General features: G+C 61.0%; 17 protein-coding genes. 12 read left to right on the top strand and 5 right to left on the bottom strand.

Going from position 1 to position 17290, the window contains the following annotated elements; translation table 11 throughout:
- Window positions 1-244 precede the first annotated feature (244 nt).
- The 7 genes from P3T20_RS00685 to P3T20_RS00655 all read left to right on the top strand — a co-directional run bounded on the left by P3T20_RS00685 (window position 245) and on the right by P3T20_RS00655 (window position 7672).
- A complete protein-coding gene (locus tag P3T20_RS00685; protein WP_429285721.1) occupies window positions 245-1255 on the top strand; it encodes a LysR substrate-binding domain-containing protein in 1011 nt (336 codons plus the stop codon).
- Window positions 1256-1390: 135 nt separating this feature from the next.
- Window positions 1391-2326 (top strand): LysR family transcriptional regulator, encoded by a 936-nt coding sequence (locus P3T20_RS00680; protein ID WP_074268748.1) that lies wholly within the window; start codon window positions 1391-1393, stop codon window positions 2324-2326.
- A gap of 162 nt (window positions 2327-2488) precedes the next feature.
- The gene (locus P3T20_RS00675; RefSeq protein WP_074269486.1) at window positions 2489-2920 is read left to right on the top strand and encodes a MarR family winged helix-turn-helix transcriptional regulator; all 432 of its coding nucleotides are present in this window, start codon (window positions 2489-2491) and stop codon (window positions 2918-2920) included.
- A gap of 75 nt (window positions 2921-2995) precedes the next feature.
- Window positions 2996-4102 (top strand): HlyD family secretion protein, encoded by a 1107-nt coding sequence (locus P3T20_RS00670; protein WP_074268747.1) that lies wholly within the window; start codon window positions 2996-2998, stop codon window positions 4100-4102.
- An 18-nt stretch (window positions 4103-4120) separates the two neighbouring features.
- On the top strand, window positions 4121-5695 hold the full coding sequence (locus P3T20_RS00665; RefSeq protein WP_074268746.1) for a DHA2 family efflux MFS transporter permease subunit: 1575 nt from the start codon (window positions 4121-4123) through the stop codon (window positions 5693-5695).
- 8 nt (window positions 5696-5703) lie between these two features.
- Window positions 5704-7140, top strand: coding sequence for an efflux transporter outer membrane subunit (locus P3T20_RS00660; protein ID WP_074268745.1), 1437 nt, complete (start codon window positions 5704-5706; stop codon window positions 7138-7140).
- Between the two features lie 169 nt (window positions 7141-7309).
- A complete protein-coding gene (locus tag P3T20_RS00655) occupies window positions 7310-7672 on the top strand; it encodes a BON domain-containing protein (RefSeq protein ID WP_074269485.1) in 363 nt (120 codons plus the stop codon).
- On the opposite strand, the gene P3T20_RS00650 is transcribed toward P3T20_RS00655, so the two are convergent.
- Both P3T20_RS00650 and P3T20_RS00645 read right to left on the bottom strand, forming a co-directional pair.
- On the bottom strand, window positions 7669-8817 hold the full coding sequence (locus P3T20_RS00650) for a CmpA/NrtA family ABC transporter substrate-binding protein (protein WP_429285720.1): 1149 nt from the start codon (window positions 8815-8817) through the stop codon (window positions 7669-7671). The genes P3T20_RS00655 and P3T20_RS00650 overlap by 4 nt on opposite strands.
- A gap of 10 nt (window positions 8818-8827) precedes the next feature.
- Window positions 8828-9403, bottom strand: coding sequence for an ANTAR domain-containing response regulator (locus P3T20_RS00645; protein WP_074268742.1), 576 nt, complete (start codon window positions 9401-9403; stop codon window positions 8828-8830).
- 672 nt (window positions 9404-10075) lie between these two features.
- Here P3T20_RS00645 and P3T20_RS00640 point away from each other — a divergent pair.
- The 5 genes from P3T20_RS00640 to P3T20_RS00620 all read left to right on the top strand — a co-directional run bounded on the left by P3T20_RS00640 (window position 10076) and on the right by P3T20_RS00620 (window position 15445).
- The gene (locus tag P3T20_RS00640; RefSeq protein ID WP_429286174.1) at window positions 10076-11287 is read left to right on the top strand and encodes a CaiB/BaiF CoA transferase family protein; all 1212 of its coding nucleotides are present in this window, start codon (window positions 10076-10078) and stop codon (window positions 11285-11287) included.
- Window positions 11288-11322: 35 nt separating this feature from the next.
- Entirely contained in the window at window positions 11323-12771 is a 1449-nt protein-coding gene (locus P3T20_RS00635) for an MFS transporter (protein WP_429285719.1), read from the top strand.
- Window positions 12772-12808: 37 nt separating this feature from the next.
- Window positions 12809-13654 (top strand): citryl-CoA lyase, encoded by an 846-nt coding sequence (locus P3T20_RS00630; protein ID WP_429285718.1) that lies wholly within the window; start codon window positions 12809-12811, stop codon window positions 13652-13654.
- Entirely contained in the window at window positions 13651-14556 is a 906-nt protein-coding gene (locus P3T20_RS00625) for an SMP-30/gluconolactonase/LRE family protein (protein WP_074268738.1), read from the top strand. Before P3T20_RS00630 ends, P3T20_RS00625 begins: the two co-directional genes overlap by 4 nt.
- Before the next feature lie 91 nt (window positions 14557-14647).
- Complete coding sequence (locus P3T20_RS00620; protein ID WP_429285717.1) at window positions 14648-15445, top strand: IclR family transcriptional regulator; 798 nt, start codon at window positions 14648-14650, stop codon at window positions 15443-15445.
- A 112-nt stretch (window positions 15446-15557) separates the two neighbouring features.
- Here P3T20_RS00620 and infA read toward each other — a convergent pair whose 3' ends face one another.
- From infA to P3T20_RS00605, 3 genes are all read right to left on the bottom strand, one after another.
- Window positions 15558-15830, bottom strand: a complete 273-nt coding sequence (infA, locus tag P3T20_RS00615; protein ID WP_042325066.1) for a translation initiation factor IF-1 — start codon at window positions 15828-15830, stop codon at window positions 15558-15560.
- Window positions 15831-15986: 156 nt separating this feature from the next.
- Window positions 15987-16268, bottom strand: coding sequence for a hypothetical protein (locus P3T20_RS00610; protein ID WP_074268736.1), 282 nt, complete (start codon window positions 16266-16268; stop codon window positions 15987-15989).
- A gap of 532 nt (window positions 16269-16800) precedes the next feature.
- Window positions 16801-17019: a hypothetical protein gene (locus tag P3T20_RS00605; RefSeq protein WP_074268734.1), complete on the bottom strand. Its 219-nt coding sequence runs from the start codon at window positions 17017-17019 to the stop codon at window positions 16801-16803.
- Between the last annotated feature and the right edge of the window lie 271 nt (window positions 17020-17290).

The raw sequence follows: 17290 nt of genomic DNA, 5'->3' as shown, positions 1-17290 counted from the left end.
GTCGTCCATATTGGGGCGTCAACGGAAACGGCCGCCGGAGCAGCCGGAACCTTATCCCGCTGGATACCAGGGGAATCCTTGACATCCATTATGGGTTCAATTTTAATACGGACAGTCGTATTGGTTGGTGGAAAATCGCGAATTTTTATCGTGCGCGCTTATCGTGCACGGCTTATCGCGCCGCCGGCCTTGCAAACTCTGCCCGGCTAGACGGGCAAACGTCAGAATTCAAAGGAATCGGAATATGGACCGGCTTCAGGCAATGAAAGTGTTCACGCGGGTTGTCGATACGAACAGCTTTTCGCGCGCCGCGGACACGCTGGATCTGCCGCGTGCGTCGGTCACTACGATCATCCAGAATCTCGAGGCGCATCTGAAAGTACGGCTGTTGCAGCGCACGACCCGGCGCCTGAGCCTCACGCCGGATGGCGCCGCTTATTACGAACGTTGCGTGCGCATCCTGGCGGACATCGAGGAAACGGAAAGCTCCTTGTCGCAGGCGAGAAGGACGCCGCGCGGCAAGTTGCGCGTCGATATGCCGAGCGCGCTCGGCAAGCTGGTCGTGATGCCCAAGATCGACGAGTTTCATGAGCGCTATCCCGACATCGAACTGATGGTGGGCTTCGGCGACAAACCCGTCGACCTGATTCAGGAAGGCGTGGACTGCGTGATCCGCATTGGCACCCTGCAGGACTCGAGGCTCGTCGCGCGACGTATCGGGGTGTTTCAGCGCGTGACGGTGGCCAGCCCGCTTTATCTCGAACAACGCGGTACGCCGCGGACGATCGAAGATCTGCAGGATCATGTCGCCGTTAACTACTTCCTGGGCCGCACCGGGCGCGTGATGGATCTGAGCTTTGGCGTCGACGGGCAAACCGTCGATGTGAAGATGCGCGGCAATATCGCCGTGAACGACGCGGAAGCGTACGTCGCGAGCGGCCTGAAAGGGGTGGGTCTCCTGCAGGCGCCGCGGTTTATGGCGTTGCCTCATCTGCGTTCCGGCGAACTGGTCGAGGTGTTGTCGCAATGGCAGCCGTCGCCGCTGCCGATCTCGGCGGTGTATCCGCATAACCGGCATCTGTCGCCTACGGTGCGGGTTTTCGTCGACTGGGTGGCGGAACTGTTTGGCCGCTGCCCGCTGTTCTCGGGTCAGGAAGATGCCGAACAGCGTTGCCTGCCGACCGTTGCGGCTGAACCGGCCATCCGGCGCAGTGCCCCAGTGGTGGCTGCGGATGATCTGGAGTTGGCGGTCTGAGCTGACGAGCACGGCTTGTCCAGCCGGGCCCAACTATGCGGTAATCTCCTGACGCTCCATTGAGCAAGTTGGCGGCGTAGGCCTGCGGGCCCACGCCGCCAACTGCTCTTCGTCGAGCCCACCACGAGGTGACCTATGGATTATCTGGAGAGTCTGCGAGTCTTCCGCGCCGTCGTCGAATCCAGGAGCTTTACGCGTGCCGCGGACATGCTCGGTCTGACCACGCCGATCGTGTCGCGCTCTATTTCCGGACTCGAACGCCGTCTCGGCAGCCGTCTGTTCAACCGGACTACGCGACAGGTTTCGCTGACCGAAGCGGCAGAACACTTCTACGAAGGTTGTGCGCGGATTCTCGACGATCTCGAAGCGCTCGAAGCCGACGCGTCTGCGCAGACCCGCGAGCCGAGCGGCGTGCTGCGCCTCGTCGCGCATACAACCGCCACCGTCAACCGGCTGGTGCCGCTGGTCTCCAGCTTCAAGCTCAAGCATCCCAAGGTAAGTCTTGACGTCACGCTCACGGAGCGGCCCGTCGATCTGGTCGCGGACGGCTTCGACCTTGGTCTCGTGCTGCCTTTTATGCTGAGTTCCGACACGGTTGTCACGCGGCTGCTCGAGCGCATGCCGTTTGCCATCGTCGCGACGCCGGATTATCTGAAGCAGCATTCGCGACCGACGCATCCGTCGGAGCTGACCGAGCACATGGTGGTCGTGCTCTCGCCGGCGTTTCGCAAGCCCCAGCTAACCTTCCGGCTTGGCGCCGAGGATTTGACGGTACCGCTCAGATACGATATCGCCTCGAATAACGCGGTATTCAACCGGGAGATGGTGCTGCAGGGGTTTGGGATTGGCGTCTTGCCCGCAGGCCTGGCCCAGGCCGAGCTGTCTGGCGGACGACTGGTAGGCATTCTCGAAGAATTCGAGCTCATCGATGCCGTGGTCGATCTGCGGCTCGCGTATAACACGCGCACGCTGTTGCCTGCCAAGGTCAAGGCGTTTGTCGAACACGCGGCGGAGTTCTTTGCCGATGTGCTGGCCGTCGAGGCAGCATCGGATCTGAAGGGCAGGGCATAGGTCGGACGATTTAACCGTAGGCCGATAATCGGGCTCACTAGGGCTGACGCCGACGCGCCCAACCAGCCCAAGCCGCTTGCCGACTGGATTCTTGTCGCAATCACAACAATCAGATGTGCCCAGGAGATTGCTCCGGCAAGTCTGCATCTCTAATCTGTGCACATGCACACATCACCCGAAAACGACGACTGCTTCGCGATCCGGCAAGCCGCCCGCCATATCTCCCAGCTTTACGAGCGGCATTTGTCTGAAGCAGAAGTCACACCGACGCAGTTCAGCATCCTCACCGCGCTGCGGGACGGCGCGAGCCTGACGATGCTCGAACTCGCACAGGCGATGGTGATGGATCGAACCACGCTGGTACGCGCGCTCAGGCCTTTGCTTCGAAACGGTCTGATCGCCAATGAACCGGATGGACAGGGCGCCCGGCGTCTGCAACTGGTGCTGACCGCCTGCGGTCGCGCGAGGCTGGATGAAGCGATGGTGCATTGGCTGGCCGCTCAGGACGAGTTTGAGCGCAAATTTGGACCGCAGCAGGCTGCCATGCTCCGACGCGAACTGTTCCGTCTGACCCGCGACGTTTCGAAGGCTTAAAGAAAGATTGGGCCGTTGGCCCAGGCAGTAAAGGCAATTTTCCATTCAATTTTGTGCATATACACAGGTGAAAACATGTCGAGTCCTTCAACACCCGTTCCGGTCGTTCCCGCGGCCCCTACCGAAGCTGCCAAGGGCAGGCGCATTCCATGGATGCGCCTTGCCTATGGTCTCGTGGCGGTGGTCCTTGCCGCCGCTGCGGGCTACTGGTTCCTTGTCCTGCGCTTCGAGCAATCTACCGACGATGCCTACGTCGGCGGCAACGTGACGGTGATGGCGCCCAAGGTCAACGGCTTCGTCACGGACATCCTTGTGCAGGACAACCAGCACGTCAGCGCAAACCAGGTGCTGATCCGGCTGGACGCGCGCGACTATGACGCCAGGCTTGCGCAGGCCACGGCAGAAGTGGATAGCGCCCGTGCCGCCGTATCGGAGTTGCAGGCACAACAGGTCTTGCAGGCGGCGGTGATCAACCAGCACCAGGCGGAAGTGCGGGCCTCTTCGGCTGAACTGACGCGTAGCGCTCAGGACCAGACGCGTTACCGCGAACTGGTCAAGGACGACGCCGTGTCCAACCAGATTGTCGAGCGTGCCGACGCGGATTTCTCCAAGGCACAGGCCGCGGTGCAAAGCAGTGGGGCAGCGGTGCTTGCTGCTCAACGCGAACTGGATGTGCTGGGCGCGCAGATCGCCGATGCGCAGGCACGCGTCAACACGGCGCTGGCCGCGCAACGGGTCGCACAACTGAACGTCGAATACACGACGATCCGCTCGCCGGTGGATGGCTATATCGGCAACCGCACCGCGCGGGTCGGTATGTTGGCCAATATCGGCGCACCTTTGCTGACGGTGGTGCCGTCCACCGATCTCTGGGTGGACGCGAACTTCAAGGAAGATCAGCTCAGGAAGATGCGGATCGGCGACAAGGCCGACGTGGCGCTCGACGCATCGAGCATCCCCGTGCACGGCTATGTCGAAAGCCTGGCGCCTGCTACCGGCGCTACCTTCAGCGTGCTGCCGCCCGAAAACGCGACCGGCAACTTCACCAAGATCGTGCAGCGCGTACCGGTGCGGATTCGGCTGAACGTGCCGCGCGGCATGGAGAACGTGTTGCGCCCCGGTCTGTCTGCGACCGTCGAAGTGCATCTTGCGGACGGCTCGCAAGCATCGAGCGCTCATTGAGCGGACAAGGCCAACATCATGACAAGCGCTCATCCCCTCGATCCGGCCTCCCAGCCGATGCGGCAACGCGTGTTTGCATTCGCACTCATGTGTCTGGGATTTTTTATGGCAACCCTGGATATCCAGATCGTCGCGTCCTCGTTGAGGGACATTGGCGGCGGCCTCTCTGCGAGTCAGGATGAGTTGTCGTGGGTCCAGACGGCTTATCTGATCGCGGAAATTCTCGTGATTCCGATGTCCGGCTGGCTTTCCAAAGTGTTTTCAACGCGCTGGCTGTTCGTCGCCTCTGCGGTGGGTTTTACCATTACCAGCATGCTGTGCGGCATCGCTTGGGACATCAACTCGATGATCCTGTTTCGCGGCCTCCAGGGTGCCATGGGCGCAGCGATGATCCCGACGGTATTCACCACGGCTTTCGTGCTGTTCCCCGGCAAGCAGCGGCTGGTTGCGTCTACCACGATCGGCGCGTTGGCTTCGCTTGCGCCGGCGATCGGGCCGGTAATCGGCGGCTGGATCACCGATCAGTGGTCGTGGCACTGGCTGTTCTATCTGAACGTCGTGCCTGGTGTCGTGGTGGCTGCGCTGGTGCCGAAGTATGTGAATGTCGATAAGCCCGACCTGTCGTTGCTGAAGAAGGGCGATTACCTGGGAATCCTGCTGATGAGCGGATTTCTCGGCTGCCTCGAATATGTGCTGGAAGAAGGTCCGCGCAAGAACTGGTTCGGCGATCACATCATCATTACCTGTACGTGGATTTCGGCGATCTGCGGCTTTCTCTTTCTCGTGCATGCGCTGACGACCGATGACCCCATCGTCGATCTGCGCGCGCTGGTGGTGAGGAATTTCGGCATCGGCAGCTTGCTGTCATTCATCACCGGAATCGGGATCTTTGTGGCGGTGTTTCTCACGCCTGAATTTCTCGGCCAAGTTCGCGGCTTCAGTTCGCTGCAGATCGGTATCGCGCTGCTTTCGGTTGGAGTATTCCAGTTGTTCGCCCTCGGGGTCTATGCAATGGTGGCGCGCTTTGTCGATATGCGCCTGTTGTTGCTGTTCGGGTTGATCTGCTTCGGCCTCGGCTGTTACCTGTATGTACCGCTGACGCACGATTGGGGCTGGCAGCAACTGCTGTTGCCGCAGGCCTTGCGCGGCATCGGTCAGCAGTTCGCAGTGCCACCGATTGTCACGATGGCGCTCGGATCGCTACCCCAGTCGCGGCTGAAGTCAGCCAGTGGACTGTTCAATCTGATGCGAAATCTGGGCGGCGCGATCGGCATTGCGGTTAGTGCGACCATGCTCAACGACCGCCTCAACTTCCACTATCTGCGGCTCAACGAAAGCGTCACGACTGGCAGTCCGCAAGTCGAGTCCTTGCTGACCGAGCAAACCGCGCATTGGTCATCCGTGGCAGGCGATGTGCTCAACACGACCCAGTCCGGGCTCGCCAATCTTCACGCACTGGTGTTGCGCGAAGCCCTGGTGCTGACCTACTCGGACACCTTCTATGTGCTGTCGCTGTGCTTCATCGTGGCGATAGCAAGTGTGCTGTTTTCCAAACCTTTCTCTAACAGTGCGCCGCCGCCTGACGCACATTGAGGCCAATCATGAAAAAGCTTCTGATAGAAATTATGGCTTGTGTTTCGCTGGCCGCATGTGCGGTTCAGCCGGCTACTCACGCTGATTTGCCGGCCACGGTGAGAACCGTCGCACCGGCTAGCTGGAGCGTCGAAGCACCGAAGGACGCTGTCGATGCAAAGACCTGGTGGGCGCAGTTCGGCGATCCGGTACTCGACGAACTGGTGGACGCTGTGCTGACCGGCAACCTGGATCTGCAGGCCGCCGCGGAGCGTGTCAAGCAGGCGCAAGCGATTACCACGCAGAAACACGCGGTGCTGCTGCCGGAACTCGACGCGACCGCGACCGCTGCCGATAGCCGTATCAACACGCCGCCGCCGCTCGGCTACGTGCGTGAGGGCGGCGCAGGTCTCGCGCTGAACTGGTCGCCCGATGTGTTCGGCGGAGAACGGCTCGATCTGCTGGCGGCCCAGGCGCAACTGGTCGGACAACAGCATGCCGAGGATGCACTGCGGCTTGCGCTCGCAGCCAACACCGCATCGGCCTATGTCGATCTGCGCTGGGCGCAATCGGAACTGCAGATTCTGCAGGATAACCAGATAATCCGGCAACGTGCGTTGCAATTGACTCAGGAACGTCTCAAGTACGGCTTGTCGACGCAACTCGATGTCGCTCGTGCACAGAATCAACTGGATGAACTGCAGGCGCGAATCCCACGCGCTCGATCGACGATCGAACATGAGCTGAGCCTGATTGCCGTGTATTCGGGCCGCACGCCGGAGTCGGTGGATAAGCTGGTGCTGGCCACGCCTGGTCCGATTCCTAACCCGGAAGGTGCCGCGCCTACAACGCTGCCGTCCGAAGCCTTGCTGCGCCGTCCCGATGTGCTGGTGGCCTATGCCACCGTCGAACAGCGTGCCGCGGAAGTGGGGGTGTCGAGAGCGGAGCGTTACCCGAAATTTCAGCTGAATCTGAGCGATGGCTTGCTGGCCGCTTCATATATTGGCTTGCCGACATTGACCGATAACCTGTTTAGCGCGGCATTGAACGCCAGCAGTCCGATTTTCAACGCAGGCCGGATCACGGCGGATATTCAGCAGAGCGAAAGCAAAATGCGCGAATCGCAGCTGAATCTGCAGCAGACGATGTTGCAGGCGCTCAGGGAAGTGGAAGATACCCGCAGCGATCTGGTCAGCACGACAGCATCGACACAAAAACTGAACGATGCGCTGGGTGCGTCGGACCAGTCGCTCAAGCTGGCGAACCAGTTGTATAAAGGCGGCGCGACGGACTTCCTCGATGTTTTGTCGGCGCAGCAGACGTATCTGCAGGACTCCGATTCGCTGAATCAGGCGAAGCGCGAGCATGCGTTGGCGGCGGTGGCGTTATACCGCTCGCTTGGGGGCGGGTGGAGTCAGTCGGCGGGACCAGCGCTTGCTTCCAGCGATCATGCTGCCGGCGAATGAGAACGGCCGGAAAAATAACGGTTGTCGGACGCTTTGCGCTTTCGCTTTGCTAGCTGATGAATTAGATTGAACAAGGTCGGCGCGTCGCCTACCCGTTTAATTGGCAATTTTTAGACCTTCCCGCAGACGAATGACGCTGGCCAACGATTGGCAATGACAGGAGATGAACGTGAAGACAGCCGGAATCTTGAGCGCTTTATGTCTGACAGCGGCGGTTGCGATGCCCGTTGCCGCTTATGCGCAAGCTAGCGACGCGATGTCCGCACCAGACACCAGTTCGATGACGAGTTCCAAAAAAGCCGTTTCGAAGGCAGACCGGGCGCTTGCGCGGGCTGTACGCCGCGCGCTATCGAAGGCCCAGGGGTTTAACGTTTCGAATGTGTATGTGCGGGCGCGCAGCGGTGCGGTGACGCTGTCTGGTAGCGTCGATACCGGAGATCAGATTACTCAGGCTGAAACGGTTGCGAAGTCAGTGTCTGGGGTGAATTCGGTGTCGAACAAGCTGACGCTGTTTCATGGGGGGAATGGTTAGGCATGAATCTCGAACCCAGTCGCATAGCGATCGGGTTCGCTACCGTCCCACACCCGGCCATCTATCAGTCGCTGCGAGACGCTTTCAGCCGGAATCGCAATACCCATACTTTCCGCCGCATCACGATACAACTCGGTCTGATTGATCGCCGCTGCGATCTCGCGATAATCGTCGCGGTGCGCGATCATCCCCCAGCGTTCGTATTGAGTGAGAAACCATACGCCATCGTCCGCTCTCGGATAGTTCACCGTACCGTCTTCGAAAAACCGCACCGGTAGACGACCAGGCGTCAGCGATCGGCTATCGTGCGTTAGCCGCTTTGCAATCAACGCTTCATCGATACCGATAAACTCCGGCCGCACCAGCCAGCGCGCAATCTCGTTGCGATGTCCGTCGCCGTCGAGCCAGCGGCACGCTTCGAGCATGGTCTGCACCAACGCTTTCGCCGTATGGGGATGCTGGTCCACGAAATCGCGGCGGCAGGCGAGCACCTTCTCCGGATGGTCGGGCCAGATTTCGCTGCTGTACGCGATCGTGCGACCAACGCCGCGCGCTTCAGCGGCGGCATTCCACGGTTCGCCGACACACAGCCCATCGAGCCGGTCTTCGGCCAGCGCCGCGACCATATCAGGCGGCGGAATCACAACGCTTTCGATATCGCGCAACGGATGTACGCCCTGCGACGCCAGCCAGTAGTAGAGCCACATGGCATGCGTGCCGGTCGGGAAAGTCTGCGCAAACACCGGCTTGCGACCGAGCGTCGCCAATGCACGCGGCAGCGTTTGATATTCATTTAACGCGTCGGCAAGGCGGTTCGAAAGCGTAATGGCCTGACCGTTACGGTTTAGCACCATCAGGACGGCCATATCCGTTTGTGGACCACCCAGGCCGAGCTGTACACCATACGCGAGACCGTACAGCGCGTGAGCGGCATCCAGTTCGCCAGCAAGCAGTTTGTCACGCAACGCGGCCCATGACGGTTGACGCAATAACTCCAGAGTCAGGCCATGTGCGTGCCCGAATTCGAGCAGTTTCGCCGCGACGAGCGGTGCCGCGTCAGCGAGCGAGACAAAGCCCAGCCGCAGATGCGTTTTCTCTAGCCGCATAGGTGCGGAGGGTTGGCTAATGGGAGCAGGTTGGTTCATGAGCCACGCTCTATTTGGGCAAGTCTGCGGCCATGACGATCTGGCGCGCGACCTCGACGAGCTTGACGCCCTGGTTCATTGCACGCTTGCGCAGGTTTGCATACGCGGCGTGTTCGGTCATTTTCTGCTGATCCATCAGCAGACGTTTGGCGCGGTCGATCAGCTTGCGCTCGGCCAGTTCGTTTTCGGCTTGAGCGAGGCGTTCGCGTAGCTGGCTTTCCTGGGCGAAGCGGGCGAGCGCTACCTCGAGGATCGGCGCGAGCTTTTCTGTCGCAAGTCCCTCGACGAGGTAAGCGGTGACGCCAGCGCCTACGGCGTCGCGAATCAGTTGCTGGTTGGTGTCGTTGCTGAACATTAGCACGGGGCGCGGGGCGGTCGCGTTCATCACCGCCAGCTGTTCGAGCGTGTCGCGTGATGGCGATTCAGTGTCGATGATGATCACATCGGGCCGCTCGCTTTCCACTCTCCTGTGCAGCGCCTGCGAGGCCGCGGTGCCTGCCAGCATGTCGTAGCCTAGCCGCGCGAGGGCTTCGCGCAGATCGCCAATCGGCTTATCGGTGTCGGTTACGAGCAGTACACGCAGCATGGGTCGGCAGGGGGGGCGGCGGCTTTTGGCGGGTCGGGTGAGGCTTTGTAGGTTTCGCCGTTTCAGTCAGCGGGCGATGGACGCCGAGAGACTGGAAGCAAGCTATATGCCATTGATGCTCGTTGCTGTAAGCGGTTTTGGGCTGAACGTCCAACCGCCGGCGGGTCTGGGGTGCACCGCGGTGGTGCGATGCGAACGCAGCGCACAGGAGTGGCGCGTGATAGGCGACTGTGTAGTTAAGCCGTGCTCGCTTCTGCTTCTGGCATTCACAGCGAAGGTGATGAATTCCACCAGACCGCTTTCGCTCAATACCCCCCGGCCATCGTAATGGCCCTTACGACGTGCGTCGGCCGCTACGAGATGGGTGTAGTAGCCGCTTGCTCTCGCGCAAAACCTCGCATGGGCGACCAGATCCCCTGCGTGAGTCCCAGCGCCGAAAGTCCGATATGCGTACGCTGGTCATGGCGATTCGTTTGGCGGCTAACGCGGCGAATGTCAGAGAGGCGTTTCCCGGTTGATGTCACTCACCTTCGCACGCTCCCGCAGTGCTAGCTGCTCGGTGGTAACCCCTATTCCCCACCCCAATCCCAAGGACCACAATCCGCCTCATCGAATTATAGAACGTCGTTCTATCAGATAGAACAACAATCGGAAATCCAGTAAAGGCTCGTGATGGTTTCTCTCCCGCTTTCCGGCATTCGCGTGCTGGATTTGTCCAATGTCCTTTCCGGCCCGTTCTGCACCTATCAGCTTGCGCTGCTCGGCGCCGACGTCCTGAAGATCGAGAATCCCGCTGGCGGCGATCTCGCCCGTCGCCTAGGCGCCGATCCGCAAGCGTCGGCGCGAAATATGGGCGCGTCGTTCGTGGCCGTGAATGCCGGCAAGGAGTCGCTGACGCTCAATCTGAAGCACGAGGCGGGCAAAGAGATCCTGCGCAAGCTCGTGGCCGAGTCCGATGTGCTGGTCGAAAACTTCCGCCCGGGCGTGATGGACCGCCTGGGGGTGGGCGCGGCAGCGCTACTCGAAGTGAACCCGCGGCTCGTCTACTGCGCGATCTCGGGTTTCGGCAATGACGGTCCGTTGGCGCATCGTCCCGCTTATGACCAGATCATCCAGGGAATGTCGGGGGCAATGAGCGTGACAGGCGATGCCGAAAGCGCACCGTTGCGCGTCGGCTACCCGGTGTCGGACACCGTCGGCGGCATGAGCGCAGCGCTGGCGATCTGCGCGGCTGTGGTGGCAGCTCAACGCACCGGCGAGGGAAGGGTGATCGATGTGTCGATGCTGGAAGCGACACTCTCCAGCATGGGCTGGGTGGTCTCCAACTATCTGAATGCCGGCGTGACGCCCACGCCGATGGGCAATGAAAACTTCACGGCCGCGCCGTCCGGGACCTTCGTCTGCGGCGAGGGCATGCTGAATATCGCCGCGAACGAGAACAAGCAGTTTATTGCGTTATGCGAACTGATTGGCCGGCCGGATTTGCCGCATGACGAACGCTTTAGCGAGCGCAATTCACGCAAGCAGTATCGCCTCGAACTGAAGCACGAGATCGAAGCCGCGCTCGCGCGTGACGCCGCCAGCAACTGGGAGCAACGCATGACCGAGGCCGGCGTGCCGGCCGGCCTCGTGCTGAGCGTACCGGAAGCAATCAGCCAGCCGCAACTGGTCGAACGCGCTTTCGTCCACGAGTTGCAGGACGGCGAGACGGTCCAGCGTGTGACCCGCGCGGGCTTTCGCTTTGTCGACGCCAAAGGAGAAATTTCGAGCGGTGCGCCTACCTCGCGCGCGCCGCATTTGTCCGAGCACACAGACGCGCATTTGCAGCGTCTGGGGTTCGACGCCAGCGCCATTGCGCAACTGCGAAAAGACGGCGCTATTTAAGCCCGCGTCCCGAAGAGACCTGAATGGGGAAATTCATGAGACAAGCATCAGATACGATCGCCCGTAGCAGCTTTGCGGACGGCGTGGAACACCGCGTCGATCAGGAGAGCCAGGCACGCGGTATTGTCGCGCGCCTGGACCGGTTGCCTGCCACGCGGCATATCTGGACCATTGTGTTCCTGCTATCGCTCGGCGGCTGTTTCGAGTTCTACGATCTGTTTATGACCGGCTATATTGCGCCGGGGCTGATTGTGAGCGGATTGTTCGTCAAGACGTCGACATCGATTTTCGCCATGAACAGCATCGCTGCGTTTGTGGCGTCGACATTTCTCGGGCTCTTTATCGGCACCATGGGACTCGGCTTTCTTGCCGATCGTTTCGGACGCCGACGCATCTTCGTGGTGGCCTTGCTGGGCTACACGGCGGCGAGCCTCATGATGGCGTTTCAGCAAAGCGCCCTCGGCGTGAATCTCTTTCGTCTGCTTGCGGGGATCGGACTTGGCGTCGAGATGGTGACCATCAACACCTACGTCGCGGAGCTGATACCGAAGAATCTGCGTGGCCGCGCCTTTGCAATCACGCAAATCGTGCCGTACTGCGCGGTGCCGGTGGTCGCATTGATGTCGTGGTGGCTCGTGCCGCAACAACCATTCGGTCTCGATGGCTGGCGCTGGGTCGTGCTAGCCAGCGCCGTCGGCGCAGCGATCGTATGGGTTATCCGGCTCGGCATTCCCGAAAGTCCGCGCTGGCTCGTGACGCGTGGCCGACTCGATGAAGCGGCGCGCGTGACGCAGCAGATCGAGCGCATTGTCGAGCGCCAGTATGGCCGTCCATTGCCGGCGGCGGTTCCGCATGCGCACAGCGTGCCGACCGTCGAGCGCCGCTTTCGCGACATCCTCAAAACGCCGTATCTGAAGCGCACGATCATGATGTCGGTCTATAACGCGGTCTCGGTGATCGGCTTTTACGGCTTTAGCAACTGGATTCCTTCGCTACTCACGAGCAAGGGCATCAATCTCGTGCATAGCCTGCAGTACTCCTTTCTGATGTCGATTGCGCTGCCGCTCGGGCCTGCGCTGTTTTTCTACTTTGCAGACAGGATCGAACGTAAGTGGAGTCTGGTCGGCTCGTCGGGTGCGATCGCCGTATTCGGGCTCGCTTTCGCGCATCAGACCGGCTCGCTGGGGCTCATTGTTTTCGGCTTCTGTATGAACCTCGCACTGACCATCATGACTTACTCGTTTCAGACCTATCAGTCTGAACTGTATCCGACCGAAATCCGTGCGCGGGCGATTGGCTTTGTCTACTCATGGAGCCGCCTGAGCGCGATCTTTTCCGGCTTTCTGGTGGCGTTCTTTCTGCGCGACTTCGGCGCGAACGGCGTGTTCGTCATGATCAGCAGTTGCATGGTGTTTGTGATGCTGCTGATCGGCGTCATGGGACCCGCCACGAAAGGCCTCGCGCTCGAAGACATCAATCGCTGATACAACCGACATCACCGACATCACCGACACAACCGCTATGACTCAAACCCCGCTCGACCCCGCCACGCTCGCTGCCGATTACTGGAGCACCTCGATCATCGATATTCACCCTGGCTCGATCCAGGTGCGCGGCTATCCGATTCAGGAGCTGATCGGGCAGATCAGTTTTCCGCAGATGATCTGGCTGATGCTGCGCGGCGATTTGCCGAGCGCGGGTGAGGCACGTCTGCTGGAAGCAGCGCTGGTGGCCTCCGTCGATCATGGTCCGCATGCGCCTTCCATTGCGATTTCGCGTATGGCGGTGAGTTGCGGATTGCCGCTGAACGGTGCCATGGCCTCGGCGCTGAATACCCTCGACGATGTGCACGGCGGCGCAGGGCAACAGGCCGTCGAGCTCTTCCATGCGATCGAACGGGCGCAGGCCGACGGCGCAACGCTGGAAGCAGCGGTTCAGACATGCATTGACCACTTCATTGCAGAGCACGGCAAATATCTGCCGGGTTTCGGGCACCGCTTCCACCCTGTCGATCCGCGCGCGGGCCGCCTGCTTGGCATGGTCGACGAAGCCGCCGCCGAAGGTGTCGTGTCCGGACGATACGCCGCCATCGGGCGTGCTATCGAGGCCGTGCTCAAGCAGCGCAAAGCGAAGCCAATTCCGATGAATATCGACGGCGCCACCGCCGTCATTTACGCCGAGCTCGGCTTCGCCCCCGAACTGGCGCGCGGCGTCTTTTGCCTGTCACGCGCGGTCGGCATTCTGTCTCATGCGTGGGAGCAGCGCGGCCGCGGCGAGCGCAACAAGGGACCGATGCCGCGCCAGATGGCCTATCGCTATACCGGGCCCGCAACACGCCATCTCGAGCAGGAAGAGGAGGGGCAATGAACTGGTCTCCCGTGCCGCCCATCGTCGGAACCGCGATCCTGACGGCCATGCCGCAACCGATGCGCCGCCACGACGTGACGGAGTGGTCGCGCGCCAACAAGGGCGGGGCAGTGGTGGATTCGTTTATCGAAGGGCCATGCTTTGACCCGCATGGCAATCTGTATCTCGTCGATATTCCGCACGGGCGGATCCTGCGGATTTCGCCGGAGTTCGAATGGAGCGTGGTGGCCGAATACGATGGCGAGCCTAATGGTCTGGCGTGGCATCCCGATGGCCGACTGCTGATCGCAGACTACAAGAACGGCATCCTCGCATTCGATCCGGAGAGCGGCGCGGTCAGCCCGGTCATCGCACGGCGCAACAGCGAGCGTTTCAAAGGACCGAACGATCTGATCGTCGCGAGCAATGGCGATATCTACTTTACCGATCAGGGCCAGACGGGCTTGCATGACCCCACGGGGCGCGTCTACCGGCTGCGTCCCGATGGACGGCTCGACTGTCTGATTACGAATGGCCCGAGCCCGAATGGACTGGTGCTAAGTCCCGACGAAAAAGTGCTGTTTGTGGCGATGACGCGTGACAACTCGGTGTGGCGCCTGCCGCTGCTCGATGACGGCAGCACCAGCAAGGTGGGGCGCTTTGCTCAGTTCTATGGCGTCAGCGGCCCCGACGGCCTGACGATGGACCGCGACGGCAATCTGTTTGTCGCGCATGCATCGCTTGGCGCGGTGTTCGTGCTGAATTCGCATGGCGAGGGGATCGCCAAGATCGAATCATGCGCGGGCCGTACGATCACCAATGTCACGTTTGGCGGACCGCATCACAGCTCTGTATTTATCACGGATTCGAGTACCGGGTCGGTCTTGACGGCGCAGTGGAATACACCCGGCCGCGGCGGGTAAGATAGCGTTCTGTCACGCATAACGCCGGCCAATCCGGCGTTTCTCAACGCTGCTCCCCAGCGCTTTTCACCGCTCGCCCCACACACTCCCTATGGCTGCCTCAAGATCTTCCAGCGCTTCCGGTCCCTCCACCGCGGACGCCGACGCTGCCGCGGGTCCTTCGCACGCACCCGACGGCGTCGCCGCGCTCGATCGCGCCTTTGCCATCCTGTTCGCATTTCGCCCTGACGATAAAGGCGTCTCCCTCGCCGAACTTGCCGCTCGCACGGGCCTCTACAAAAGCACGATCCTGCGGTTGATCGCGTCGCTTGCGCATCACCGGATGCTGCTGCGCTCGGACGACGGTCTCTACTACGTCGGTCCGGCAACGCTGCAACTGGGCGCGCTGTATCAGCGCAGTCTGCAACTAGGGGATGTGGTGTTGCCGTTGATGCGCCGCCTGCGCGACGCCAGCGGCGAAAGCGTGTCGTTCTACGTGCGGCAGAAAGATCTGCGCGTGTGTTTGCATCGGGTCGATTCGACCCACGCGATCCGCGATCACGTGCGCGAGGGCGACGTCCTGCCAATGGACAGAGGCTCAGGCGGACGCGTGCTAAGCGCGTTCGACGGCGGTCATGGAGAACTGTTCGAGCGAATCCGCCGCAACGGCTATTACCTGTCGGTGGGAGAGCGGGATGCCGATACGGCGGGGGTTTCGACGCCGGTGTTTTCGGCGGCACGGCCGCTTGCCGGCGTGTTCACGCTGGCAGGGCCACGTTCGCGGGTCGATGAGGCGCTGATGTTGCGCATGCGTCAGCCGATGCTGGACGCGGCAATCGAAGCCAGCGAGCAGCTCGGCGGCGATGCGACTCCACTGCGCGCCGCTCTGGCATTACTCAAGCCGGAGTAGGCGCGCGAGAAGTTTCGCTAGCGGGTGGAGGCAATCAACAGGCCATCAACACGATGGCTCTTCAACACCGGCCCGCAAGGCGGCAGCAAACGCGCCGCCATTGCAACTACGATTAGCGACGACGGAACTGCGTATTGCGGGCGCCGCCGCCACCGGAGGCGCGTTCGTCCTTGTGACGGAAATTGATCCGTCCTTTGGTCAGGTCGTAGACCGACAGTTCGAGCGTCACGCGGTCGCCCGCGAGAATACGGATGTGATTCTTGCGCATGCGTCCGGACGCATAAGCGCCAACCACGACGCCGTTGTCGAGCGTCACGCGGTAACGGCTATCCGGAAGTACTTCGTCGACGATACCGTCAAGTTCAAGCAGTTCTTCTTTCGCCATGCATTACTCCTGGTCGATGGGGTAAGGGTGCCTTGCTCAACGGCAAAGCTTGTAATGAGGTAGGACGGGTGCCGTCACGGCGCACCCGCAGAGGATGGAGCGGCGCGGCGCGCGAGGCGCACCTTGCGTAGATGGGGGCAGTTTTGCGATTGCCAATCAAAGATCGGCCACCGACTGGCCGTCTACACGGCCGTCGATCAACTGTTCAGCGTGCGCCATGCAAGCGATGCGGGCCTTGCCCGTGCCTTCGAACGGCCACAGATACGGCAGGCGGAACACCCGGCCGTCGGCTGCCGGATTGGCGCCAACGCGGCAGATGCGCACCGAGGCTTCGTAGCCTGCGTCCGGATTGCGACTGGTCGTGCCGTCAGCGGGACGGCGCGGATACACGAGCGGATGAATTTCGTAGCCCTTGTAGGTCTTTACAACTTGATTCATGAAGTACTTGTCCTGTAATACGTGGCTGCCGTGTCAGGCGTGTTACGCCCGGCACAACAGGCCCGGCAGCGCAGCACCTTGGGGCGCGCCGCCATGGAAAAAGAGTGGCACAGGCCCGATGGCAGGGGGCTTGAGCGCAGCCGCGCAAAATCGCGGATTGGATGGAGAAGAAACACGCTAATGTCGCGTGGACATCAGGCGCATGAAAACTGCACAACTCGCGACGGCGAATGCATGTTACGCATTGCCGGAGTGACGGGATCGCCGACAGGCGGCGGTCGAACAGTCGGGGGTACTGCGGAGATGCCGATTGGTGCTGCCGATGCTGCAGGTGCCGAATACAGCTATTCCAATATGATGCACTAAATGGGCCAGCTTGGATAGCAAAACCTGCCGCGCGAGCAACGGCGGGCCTGAAAACGGCACGGCAGACGCTCTCGCGGACCCCGTTGCGAGCGGCGAGAGGATGCCTGGACGGACGGCAAGGGAGGGCGCCAGCGCTTCCGGCCGGCGACTCTTTATGATGATCGTGTCAGCGGGTGGTTTCCGCGACGCGTTTCTTCAGTTCACGTGAGGCGGCGAGCGGAATGCGGGCGTCATCCCAAACGGCTAGCCACTCGACTTCCTTCGACGTGAATACCTGCCCGTAATTGCGCAGCGTGTATTGCAGCGAATCAATGATGTGATTGCGGATGATTTCCGGCGTGCCTTCATCGTCAAGCACGGCGCGAAACGCTTCTAGCGTGGCCATCTGTTGCTCCGTGGAATAGGGATTACCCATAGGTGTTTCCCTTATCGCACGAAAAAATTCTGCCCGCCACGCGAACAAAAATGCATCTGTGTCTGCGGACCCCACAGCCCCAGGTCGGCAAACCGCCAATGGTACGATCTTGGCGCGTCCAGCTCCCGTCATTTTCGAGCGGGTCGAATACGAAGCCGGCAGTGCGCCGCGCTTCGCTCCAGTCAATTGATCCGGTACGCCGCTTCGAGTCAGGCAAGCCGGATGTCATAAGGAAATCTGC

Origin of the sequence: Paraburkholderia sp. GAS206C (assembly GCF_050435645.1) — a bacterium.
Lineage (GTDB): Bacteria > Pseudomonadota > Gammaproteobacteria > Burkholderiales > Burkholderiaceae > Paraburkholderia > Paraburkholderia phenazinium_B.
Note: the sequence above shows the minus strand (reverse complement) of the source record. Positions and strands in the feature narration are given on the sequence as shown.